This is a genomic window from Gordonia polyisoprenivorans (genome assembly GCF_017654315.1).
In the GTDB taxonomy this organism is placed as follows: domain Bacteria; phylum Actinomycetota; class Actinomycetes; order Mycobacteriales; family Mycobacteriaceae; genus Gordonia; species Gordonia polyisoprenivorans_A.
In genome coordinates, this window is record NZ_CP072203.1 from 4914668 (window position 1) to 4927238 (window position 12571).

The following is a 12571-nucleotide window of genomic DNA, read 5'->3' on the forward strand; positions in this document are numbered from 1 at the left end:
GTCGATCTCGCCACCGAGTTCGAGAACCGCCTGTGTCACATAGACATCGACGCCGTCGCCCCCGGTCGCCATCTCCGACTGGAAGTACAGGCCCTGTTGCAGTGGCGTGAGCGGCCATACATCGGCGCCGGGGAAACGCACGGCGAGCGTGTCGAGTTCGTCCTGGCTGATGGTGGTACCGGGAATGTCGGACGGGCTTGCTCCGATCGGTGCACCGGCCGCCACGGCCCCGGCGAGTGTCCGCAGTTCGGCACTGAAACGCGCTCCGAGATCGGCGACGTCGTCGGCGGTGAACAGCGCCGACGGGTAGGTCAGCGAGGTGACCAGTTCCCGTCCGCGCGTACCGGTCCGGGTGGCCACGGTGACACTGAGTGCGTTGAGCGCCACCATCGCACCGGTCGCCGACGCGGCGAATCCGGGTGCGTTCCCGGCCGGCGTGAACGGGATCTCTTGCGGCGCTTCGGCATCGGTGCGGGCCGTGCCTGCGCCGAAGAAGTTGAATCCGATACTCGGCAGCGGGCGGGTGGTGAGCTCACTGCGGGGATCGGGGTTCGCGTACCGCAACAGCCCGAAGCCAACGCCTGCGTCGGGGATCGACAAGCGCTCCTCCTTGGCCGCCTTGACCGCGTGGATCGCGTCGACCGACGGGTCGAGGCGCACGGGCGCGATCGTCGTGAACCATCCGACGGTGCGTGACAGGTCGCTGTCGTAGGGGTGCGGTCCCGAGGCGACGATGTCCTCGTTGCGTCCGTGACCCTCCACGAGCACCGACACCGGACCTCGGTCGTCGATGCCTCGTGCGTGCTGCCATCCGCGCACGGCGCGGGCGAGCGCACCGAGCAGGACGTCGCCCGCTCCCCCACCGAAGGCCTGCGGTACGGAGGTCAGGACGGCCTCCGAGGTCGACGGGTCGAGGATCTCGGTGACCGACACCTCGGTGGCGAACCGGTCGCGGCCGGCCACGACCTCGGCGCCGAGATCGGTGGCGCGGGCCGGTAGCCGATCGAGCCAGTAGCCCTCCTCCGCCGCGCGGCGTTCGGCTTGGGCGGCAACCGCATCCGCCCAGGCACGTGCCGAGGTGACCTCCCGTCGCAAGGTGAGTCCGGCGTCACCGGACTGTGCCTGTCCCCAGGCGGTGACGAGGTCCTCCAGCAGGATCGGCCACGACACCGCATCGACGCCGAGGTGATGGATCACCAGGACGAGGCGGCCCGCTCCGGCCGGGTCGACGACGAGTTCGGCGGCGACGAGTGCACCGGTGGTGGGGTCGAGGCGCGCTGATGCGTCGGCGAACGCGGTGTGCAGATCGGCGCCGAATCCATCGGTGCCCACCGCAGAGCCGGATCGCCGGGCGCCGACCGCGGCTGCGATGTCGACGTCCACCCCGGCGGTGAGTGTCCAGCCGTCGTCGGTGGGCACCAGTGAGGCCGCGAGCATCGGGTGGGTGTCCACCACCCGCGCGAGCAGAGCCGCGACCGACGACGCGGTGGCGTCGGCGGGCAGGTACAGCACCCGCGACTGCGAGAAGTCACGGAAATCCGAAGGCTGCGTGGAATGTTCGATCATCCACGACACCACTGCCGGAGGTGCGACTGCGCCGCGCGCACCGGTCTCGGGCAGCATCGGCAGCGTGGTCGCGGTGTCGAGCGCGGCCCGCGCCATCGCGCGCACGGTGCGGTGCTCGAAGATGTCGCGCGGCGAGAGCGACAGGCCCGTCGCGCGGACCGCCGATGCGAGCCGGATCGACATGATCGAGTCGCCGCCGAGGGTGAAGAACGAGTCGGTGACCGACACCCGCGGCAGTCCGAGAAGACCGGCGACGATCGCGGCGAGGGTTTCCTCGACCGCATTCGCCGGAGCCACGTACTGCGCTGTCGCGAAGTCGAAATCGGGTGCGGGCAGGGCTTTGCGGTCGAGTTTGCCCGCGCTGCCCAGCACGACGTCGTCGAGTGGCATCCACACCGTGGGTCGCATGTACTCGGGCAGTGCGGCGGCCACGGCGGCGCGAGCGGCATCGAGATCCACCGTCGACGGCGACACGTAGGCCACCAGATGTGCGCCGCCGGTGTCGGATTCGGCGACGGTGGCCGCGGTGTGGACCACCCCGGGCACCGTCGCGATGATCGATTCGATCTCGCCGAGTTCGATGCGCTGGCCCCGCAGCTTCACCTGGAAGTCGGTGCGGCCCAGGTATTCGATCTCCCCGGAGGTGTTCCAGCGCACCAGGTCTCCGGTGCGGTACACGCGGGCGCCGGGCGGCCCGAAGGGGTCGGCGACGAAGCGTTCGGCGGTCAGCGCGGGAGCTCCGGCATAGCCACGGGCGACCTGGGTGCCGCCGAGATACAGCTCGCCGGGCACGCCGACGGGTACCGGGCGCAGCCGGGCGTCGAGCACGAGTGTGGTGGTGTTCCACACCGGCACCCCGATGGGCACGATCCGATCGGCATGGGTGACATCGGCGTAGGCCACCTCCACGGCCGCCTCCGTCGGGCCGAACAGGTTGACGATCGCGACGTCGGGCAGCAGCTGATGGGCTCGCACGGTCACCGCGGGCGGCAGTGCCTCACCGGAGGCGAACAGCCAGCGCAACGAGGTCAGCTCCGAGATCTGTTCGGGCGGAACCACATCGAGGAACACCGCGAGCATCGACGGCACGAAGTGCACCGAGGTGGCGCGCGTCGCAGCGATCAGGCGGGCGATATAGAGGGGATCGGCGTGACCGCCGGCGTCGGCGATCACCATCTGCGCGCCGGCGATGACCGGTCCGAACAGCTCCGGCACCGAGACGTCGAAGGTGTACGGGGTCTTCTGGATGATGCGGTCACCGACGGTCCACGGATATTCCGCCAGGCCCCAGCGCAGCCGGTTGAGCACCGACGCGTGGGAGACGGTGACGCCCTTGGGTCGTCCGGTGGAGCCGGAGGTGAACAGTGTGTAGAGCGCATCGTCGCCGCGGATCGGGCGAACCCGCTCGGCATCGGTGAACGGTGCGGTCGATTCGTCGACCGCGACGGTGGTGTCCACCACCATCGACGTGACGGCGCCGGCGAGGGCGTCGAGATCGGCGGCGACCGGACGCGGCCCGGTGAGCAGCACACGAACACCGGCGGTGTCGACCATGTGGCGCAGGCGTTCGGCTGGCGCGGCGGTGTCGATCGGGACGTACTGGCCACCGGCGGCGACGACGGCGTGGATCGCGACAACCATCTCGATCGAACGATCGATGCACACACCGACCGCCACCTCGGGTCCCACGTCCGCTGCGCGCAGGGTCCGCGCCAGCGACGCCACCCGCGCGCCGAACTCGCCGAAAGTCACCCTTCGGTCGCGCAGCGACAGCGCCACGTCGTCGGGCGCGGCACTCACGCGCGCGGCGACCGCATCGGCGACCGAGCCGGCCGGGATGCGCACCGCCGCACCGGTCGCCCGCTGCAGCAGCGCGTCGGTCTCGGCGGCAGACAGGATAGGCGCGTCGGCGACGGCGATGGCAGGTTCGGCGGTCAGCGAGTCCAGCAGCGCGACAAAGGCGTCGAGCATTGCGTCGATGCGCGCGTCGTCGAAGAGGTCACGGGCGAAGACGGCCTCGATCGGCCAGTCGGCGCCGTGATCGGCCACCGAGACACTCACCGTCAGATCGAGTTTGGCCGGCGGATCGGCCGGGCTGACCGGGGTGATGGTCAGGTCGGCAATGCCGGTCGCGGTCGGTGCGGCCGCGAACTCGGGCAGCGTCGACTGATCGAGTGTCAGCATGACCTGTGCGAGCGGCGCGAAGGCTTCCGAGCGGACGGGGTTGACCGCGTCGACGATCATCTCGAACGGCACGTCGGCATGGGCGAACGCCTCGAGGTCGGATTCGCGGACCTGATCGAGCAACTCGGCGAAGGCCATGTCGGGTGTCACCCGCGCCCGGAGCACCAGAGTGTTGACGAACATGCCGACGAGCGGGTCGAGTGCACGCTGTCCGCGGCCGGCGATCGGCGTGGCGACGGTGATGTCGTCACCGGCCGACAACCGCGACAACAACACCGAGAGTGCGGCGTGGACCACCATGAACGGGGTGAGTCCACGTTCGGCGGCGATGGCCCGGATCCGGTCCCCGACCGCCGCGGGCACCGCACCGGTGACACGTCCGCCACGTTGGGTGGCCGCCATCGGGCGGGGGCGATCGGCGGGCAGGTCGATGACGTCGGGGACGTCGGCCAGGGCGTCGGTCCAGTAGGCGAGTTGACGGGCGACCACCGACGACGGGTCGTTGCGGTCGCCGAGTTCGCGATGCTGCCACAGGGCGTAATCGGCGAACTGCACCTCCAGCGGCTCGAAATCCGGTGCGCCACCGCCGCTGCGGGCCAGATATGCCGTCATGAGGTCACCGACCAGCGGCTGCATCGACTCGCCGTCGGCGGCGATGTGATGCACGACGAGCGCCACGATGTGCTCGTCGTCGCCGGTGCGTAGTATCCGGGCACGGATCGGGAGTTCGGCCGCGACGTCGAAGCCGGTGGTGACCGCGGCCTCGATGTCGTCGACGGAATCGACGACCGTCCAGTCCACTTCGTCGTCGATCGCGGCGACGGGGTGGATGAGCGCGGAGGCACTCTCACCGTCGGCGACGAAGGTGGTGCGCAGCACCTCGTGGCGGGTGACCACATCGGCCAGCGCCGCACGCAACGCCGCGACGTCGAGCCGGCCGGTCACCCGGAACACGGCCGGGATGTTGTAGGTCGGCAGCGACGGATCGAACTGGTTGATGAACCACATCCGCTGCTGTGCGAACGAGAGCGGAATGCGCTCGGGGCGTGGGACGGTCGCGGTCACCGGCGGCAGACCCGACGCCCGACCGGCCACCGCGGCGGCGAGGGTGCGCACCGTCGGCGTGTCGAACAGATCGCGGATCGAGGTCTCGACGCCGAGTGCTTCACCGACCCGGGCGACCAGCCTGGCCGCCGACAACGAGTTCCCGCCGAGGTCGAAGAACGACTCGACGACGCTGATCTCGTCGATCCCGAGGATCTCGGCGAAGACGTCGGCGACAGCACGCTCGGCCGCGGATGCCGGTGCGACGATCTCGACCGCCTCGATCACCGGCTCCGGTAGCGCGGCCTTGTCCAGTTTGCCGACCGGCGTCAGCGGGAGTGCCTCGAGGAAGGTGATCGTGGCGGGCACCATGTGTGCCGGGAGTGTTTGGGCGACATGTGTTTTCAGATCGGCCACACTCACGGACCCGAGGTCGGCGACGACGTAGCCGGCCAGTGCGGTGGCCACCGAACCGCCGACGCCGACGACGACCGCCGAATGCACCGCGGGGTGCGTGGAGAGCGCCGACTCGATCTCGCCGAGCTCGATGCGGAGCCCGCGCAGTTTGACCTGATCGTCGCTGCGCCCGGAGTATTCGAGCACCGGTGCGCCGGTGGCGTCGGCCCGCCAGCGCACGACATCGCCGGTGCGGTACATCCGATCACCCGGCCGCCCATGCGGATTGGCGACGAAGCGGTCGGCGGTCAGGCCGGCACGGTCGAGGTAGCCGCGGGAGAGCGGAAGTCCGCAGACGTACAGTTCGCCCGGCACACCGAGCGGCGCCGGGCGCAGGTGGGCGTCGAGCACCATCAGTCCGACGCCGGCGAGCGGGCCGCCCAGGGTGACCGGTTCACCGACCGACATCGGCGCGCTGATGGTCACGCCGATGGTGGTTTCGGTGGGCCCGTACAGATTCTGGATACGACGCAGCGGCGCCCACGCGTCCTTCAACGCCGTCGGGACCGCCTCGCCGCCGGCGTAGACCACGCGCAACGCGGGCACCGAGTGCGGGTCGACGGTGGCGAGCACCGTCGGGGTGAGGAAGGTGTGCGTGATCGCCTGACGCATCAGGAGATCCTGCAGCGCCGGACCGCCGACGGCCTCGGCCGGACGGTAGATGAGCACCCCACCGGATACCGCGGCCAACAGATATTCGAGCACCGAGGCGTCAAAGCTCGGGGACGCGAATCCCAGCACCCGCGAGTACTCGTCGGCGTTCGATCGGCGGATCTCCTCGGCGGCGAAATTCGCGAGACCCGAATGGGTGACCGCGACACCCTTGGGCCTGCCGGTGGAGCCGGAGGTGTAGATGACGTAGGCGACGTTGTCGATCCGGACCTCACCGTGGAGGTCCGCGGCGGTGACCGCGGCACCGTCAGCGGCCGCGATCTCCTCGGCGACCGCCGGGTCGTCGAGGCGCACCCAGTCGAATGCCGCGCCGGGCAGCACATCCGTGGCACCCGCCGTGAGGCCGAGGATCGCACCGGAGTCCTCCACCATGTTCGCGACGCGCTCGGCGGGATAGTCCGGGTCGATCGGCACGTAACCGCCGCCCGTCTTGGCCACCGCCCAGATCGAGACCAGCAGATCCACCGAGCGCCCGATCGCCAGTGCCACGAGCTTCTCGGGTCCGATGCCACGGTCGATCAGCCAGCGCGCCAACCGATTCGAACACTCGTCGAGTTCCCGGTAGGTCAACGAGGCGTTGTCGGCATCGACCACGGCCTGGCGTGGCCCCCAGGTCTCGGCGGCATCGATGACGATGTCGCGCAGGAGTTTCGGTGCGGTACCCGCTCCCCCGGTCACCACGGCGTCGGAGTCGGCGATCGCCACCGGTTCGGGTGCCGACGCGCGTGCGGCCTCAGCGGTCCGGGCGAGCTCGGCCACCGACGGTTCACGGCCGACCGCGATGCGGCCCACTGGTGCGGCGGGGTCGCTCAATGCCTCGTCGAGGACGTCGACGAGGCGCTCGGTGAATGCGGTGACCGTCGATTCGTCGAACAGATCGGTGGCGTAGAGCACCGAGCCCTGCCAGTCGGCCCCGGCCGTATCCCCTGCTGTCGGAGAGACGCTCACCAGGAGATCCACCCGGGCGGGGACGATGTCGGTGGCAATCGGTTCGACACGCAGACCGGCGATCTCACCGACCGACAGGTCGGCGCCCGCCAATTCCGGTAGAGCGGTCTGATCGAAGGTGAACCACACCTGGGTGAACGGCGCGAACGCCTCGGAACGCACCGCGTCGGAGGCGTCGACGACCGCCTCGAACGGGGCGTCGGCGTGCGCGAACGCTTCCAGATCGGTGTCCTTGGTCGCGGCCAGCAGGTCGGCGAATCCGTGGTCGGCGTCGACCCGGGTGCGCAGCACCAAGGTGTTGACGAACATGCCGACGAGCGGGTCGAGCACGGCCTGTCCGCGCCCGGCGATCGGGGTGCCGATGGCGATGTCGTCGCTGCCCGCGAGCCGGGACAGCAACAACGACAGGCCGGCGTGGACCACCATGAACGGCGTGGTGCCGTACTCGGCGGCGGCCGCGCGGACCTTGTCCCCGGTCGCGGCCGGCAGCGTGAACGGCACCCGCGCACCGCGACCGCTCGCACGGGGCGGACGTGGCCGATCGGTGGGGATGTCGATGACGTCGGACAGTCCGGAGAGCTTGTCCTTCCAGTAGGTGATCTGTTGCCCGACTACGGATTCGGGATCATCCGGCGATCCCAGCACATCGTGCTGCCAGAGCGCGACGTCAGCGAACTGCACCTCGAGGTCGGCGAACTGCGGATCGGCGTCCGCGGTCTCGGCGAGGTATGCGGTCACCAGATCGGAGACCAGCGGGGCCACCGACTCGCCGTCGGAGGCGATGTGATGGGTGACGACGGCGAGGACGTGCTCGTCGGCACCGATCCGCGCGACGCGCACCCGGATCGGCCACTGCGTGGCGACGTCGAAGCCCTCGGCCACCGCGGCCTGGACATCGGCGACCGAATCGACTTGTGCCCAGTCGAGTTTGGCCGCGACGGCGGATGCTCGGCCGATCTTCTGGTATGGCACACCGGATTCGGCAGGGAAGGTGGTCCGCAGCACCTCGTGACGGGTGACCACGTCGACGACGGCGGCATGCAGCGCGTCGACGTCGAGCGGACCGGTCAGGCGCAACACGATCGGGATGTTGTACGTCGCAGAGGTGGTGTCGAGTTGATTGACGTACCACATGCGCTGCTGCGCGAATGCCAGCGGAATCCGTTCCGGGCGAGGCGATACCGCGGTGATCGGCGGGCGAGTGTCACCGTTGCCCGCGGTGGCCGCGACGAGCGCACGCACCGAGGGCGCATCGAAGAGATCGCGGACGCCGATGTCGGTGCCCAATGCGTCGGCAGCCCGGGCTGCCAGGCGCATCGCCGACAGCGAGTTGCCGCCGAGGTCGAAGAAGCTGTCGGTGACACTGATCTGCTCGACTCCGAGGATGTCGGCGAACACCTCGGCGACGCGGGTCTCCGCCTCACCGACGGGTGCCACGTAGTCACCGGCCTCGAATACCGGTTCCGGCAGGGCTCGCCGGTCGATCTTGCCTGCGGTGTTGAGCGCGATGTCGGCGACCGGCATCCACACGGTCGGCCGCATGTACTCCGGGAGTGACTCGGCGACCACGGCGCGTACCGCATCGAGGTCGACGGTCTCCCCGGGGGCGGCGGAGACATAGCCGACGAGATGCTCACCACCGCCGGGTGCGGAGGCGACGGTCGCGGCCGCATGGACCACACCCGGGGCCGAGGCGATGACCGATTCGATCTCGCCGAGCTCGATGCGCTGCCCGCGGAGCTTCACCTGGAAGTCGGTGCGGCCGAGGTACTCCAACACTCCATCCGGACGGCGTCGCACCAGATCACCGGTGCGATAGAGACGGGCTCCCGGCTCACCGTACGGGTCGGCGACGAAGCGTTCGGCAGACAGGTCCGGTCGCGCCGCGTACCCGCGCGCGAGTTGCACGCCACCGAGATACAGCTCGCCGGGCACACCGTCGGGAACACGATGCAACCGCGAGTCGAGCACCACCGCGGACGAATTCCACACCGGCGCACCGATCGGGACGGTCGGGTCGTCGGCGGCGACGTCGCCGATCTGCTCGTAGGTGATCTCGACGGCGGCCTCGGTGGGACCGTACAGGTTGAAGAACAACGCCTCGGGCCACAGCGCACGAGCCTGCGCCGCGACGGCCGGCGGCAAGGCCTCACCGGTCGCCGAGACGATCCGCACCGAATCGAGGCCGGCGAGCCGCTCCTCGCGGTGTGGGCCGGAACCGAGGACCTCGAGGAACACCGAGAGCATCGACGGCACGAAGTGCACCATGGTGGCGCGGGTGCGGCGGATCTCGTCGGCCACGTAGCCGGGGTCGAGATGCCCGCCGTCGGCCAGCACGACCAGGGTGGCACCGATCATCAAAGGCGCGAACAGTTCCGGGACCGAGCAATCGAAGGTGTACGGCGTCTTCTGCTGCACGACGTCACCGGCGTCGATCGGGAGGGTGTCCAGGCCCCACCACAACCGGTTGAGCACCGCGGTGTGCGAGAGCGTAACCCCCTTGGGGCGTCCGGTGGAGCCGGAGGTGAACAGGGTGTAGGCGGCGGCGTCACCGAGCAGTACCGTCGGGCGGTCGGCGTCGGTGACCGGTTGCGCCGCTGCCGAGTTCACGTCGACGTCGGTGCTCGAGTCGACCCGGAGGATGCGAACACCGGCGTCGACCGCGGCTCCGACCGCCGCCGCTGCGGCTCCGGTGTCGGCGACCAGCAGGGCTGCGGCACCGGCGGTGTCGAGCATGTACCGGACCCGATCGGCGGGCGCGTTGACGTCGATCGGCACGTACTGTCCACCGGCGGTCACCACCGCGTGGATGGCCACCATCATCTCCACCGAACGCGGGATGCAGAGCCCCACAGCCACATCCGGACCGACTCCGGTTGCGATCAGTTCACGCGCCAGCGTGTTGACGCGTGCACCGAACTCGGCGTAGGTGACCTCGCGCTCACCGAAGACCAGGGCGCGGGCGGCCGGTGTTCGGTTCACCTGTGCGGCAAGGGCGTCGGGCACGGTTGCCGGCGCAGGAAGTTCGACTTGCGCCCCCCATTCGCCGTCGGCGATCCGGTCGGTCTGCGCGGGGTCGAGCAGCGAGGCGTCCCCGACCGCCACGGACGGCGTGGTACAGAGTTGCTGCAGCAGTGCGATGAACCGCGCCGCGAGCGCGTCGATCCTCGACTCGTCGAACAGGTCGGTCGCATACGTGACCGACAGACCCCACTCCTGCCCGTCCGGACGGGACGCGACGGTGACGTAGAGATCGGTTTGGGCCGCCACGCTCACGTCATCGACGGCAGACACCGTCAGGCCACCCGCATCACCGAGCGCGTCGACGGCCGAGGCGGCCGGATCGAACGAGAAGATGACCTGGGTCAGCGGCGAGAAGGCCTCGGAACGCACCGGATTCAGCTCGTCGACCAAGGTCTCGAACGGGATGTCGGCGTGCGCGAAGGCATCGAGGTCGGTGGTGCGCACGGTCGCGAGCAGGTCGTCGAAGCCCTGCGCGGGATCGATGCGGGTGCGCAGCACCAGCGTGTTGACGAACATGCCGACCAGCGGGTCGAGAACGGCTTGACCGCGCCCGGCGATCGGCGTGCCGACCGCGATGTCATCGGTTCCCGACAGTCGCGAGAGCAGCACCGCCAGCGCGGCGTGCACCACCATGAATGGTGTCACCCCGTGCCGTTGTGCGGCCGCGGAGATCGCGGTGCCCAGTTCGGCGGGCATCGGGTGTGCCGCGTGGCCGCCGCGACCGGAGGCGACCGCCGGTCGTGGCCGGTCGGCGGGAAGCTCGAGAACGTCCGGCAGCCCGGCGAGTTGGTCGGCCCAATACGCCAACTGTCGTCCGACCACCGATTCCGGGTCGTCGGTGGAACCGAGCACGGTGTGCTGCCAGAGCGCGAAATCGGCGAACTGAACCTGCAGCGGCGCGAATTCGGGTTCGGTGTGCGCCGAGCGTGCGACGTACGCGGTCACCAGGTCGGAGACGAAGGGTGCCAACGATTCTCCGTCGGCACCGATGTGGTGGAAGACGATCGCGAGGATGTGTTCGGTTGCCGAGACGGGCCACAACCGCACCCGGATCGGCCAGTCGACGGTGACGTCGAAGCCCGCGGTGACCGCAGCCGCAACGCTTTCCTGCGAGTCCACCACCTGCCAGTCGAGACGGTCGGCCACCGAGTCGGCCGGATCGATCTGCTGTGCGGGCACTCCGTCGACATCGGGGAATCGCGTGTGCAGCACCTCATGTCGGGTGACCACATCCACGATTGCCGCGTGCAGCGCCGCCGCATCGAGGTCGCCGGACAGCCGCAGGACCGCCGGGATGTTGTGCATCGCGGTACCCGGGTCGAATCGGTTGATGAACCAGATCCGTTGCTGCGCAAACGACAGCGGGACCATTTCTGGCCGTGGAGTGACCGCGGTGACCGGCGGAAGACCCGCCGATCGACCCGAGATCAGTTGCACGAGTTCGCGAACCGACGGGGCGTCGAAGATGTCGCGGACCGAGATCTCCACGTCCATGGCGAGCCCGACCCGCGCGGCCAGACGGGTGGCCGAGAGCGAGTTGCCACCGAGATCGAAGAACGACTCCACGACGCTCACTGTGTCGACGCCGAGCACAGAGCCGAACACCTCGGCGACAACGTGTTCGGCCGGGGTTGCGGGCGCGACGGCCACTGCGGCGTCGTGCTCCGGAGTGGGCAGTTCGCGCCGGGCGATCTTGCCGGATGCGTTGAGCGGCATCTCCGCAAGGGCCACCCAGGTGGTCGGCCGCATGTAGTCCGGCAGGGCGGCCGCTGCCGCCGCCTTGACGGCGGAGACATCGACGGTGCCCGGTGCGAGGTAGGCCACCAGCCTCTCCCCCGCGGCGCCGCTCACCACGGCTGCCGCCGCGTGGATGACCCCCGGGGCAGCGGTCAGGACCGCTTCGATCTCGCCGAGTTCGATGCGCTGTCCGCGCAACTTCACCTGGAAGTCGGTGCGGCCCAGGTACTCCAGCTCACCGGAGCTGTTCCAGCGCACCAGATCACCGGTGCGATACAACCGTGCGCCTGCCTCACCGAACGGGTCTGCGACGAAACGCTCCGCGGACAGACCCGGCCGCGCGCTGTAACCGCGCGCCACCTGGACCCCGCCCAGATACAGTTCGCCGGGCAGCCCGGGGGGCACGGGCCTGAGGCGCGCATCGAGGACGTGGCCGATCGTGTTCCAGACCAGCGTCCCGATCGGCACCGTCCGCGCGGACCGATCGACTCGGAACGCGGTGGCATTGATCGTCGTCTCGGTCGGGCCGTATTGGTTGTACAGGACCGAGTGCGGCAGGAGGCGCCGGACCTCTTCTGCCACTGACGGATTGAGTGCTTCACCGCCGGTGATCAGGTTGCGCAGCGCGGTCAGTTGGGATAGTTGCGTCGGTTCGATCCCTTCGGTCAGGGCCGCGAGCATCGACGGGACCACACGCGCAGAGGTGATGCGGTGGGCGGTGAGCCGACGGGCGACCTTGACCGGATCGCGATGCTCGTCGGGTTGCATCATCACCAGGCGTCCGCCGCAGACCACGGGGCTGAGCAACTCCAGTACGACCGGATCGAAGGTGTACTCCAGCAGTTGCAGGAAGACGTCGTCGGAGCGGTAGCCGAAGTGGTTCTGATCGAACGCCAGATGCGCACTGAGTGCCCGCCGCGACACCGTCACGCCCTTCGGG

General features: G+C 69.6%; 1 protein-coding gene (only partly in view). It reads right to left on the bottom strand.

All 12571 nt of this window come from inside a single coding sequence — locus J6U32_RS22180, non-ribosomal peptide synthase/polyketide synthase, on the bottom strand. Of the gene's 40218 coding nucleotides, 23024 precede the window and 4623 follow it; the stretch shown corresponds to coding positions 23025-35595 — codons 7675 (partial) to 11865 (complete); the first complete codon in reading order (the gene reads right to left) occupies positions 12568 to 12570. The start codon and the stop codon both lie outside this window.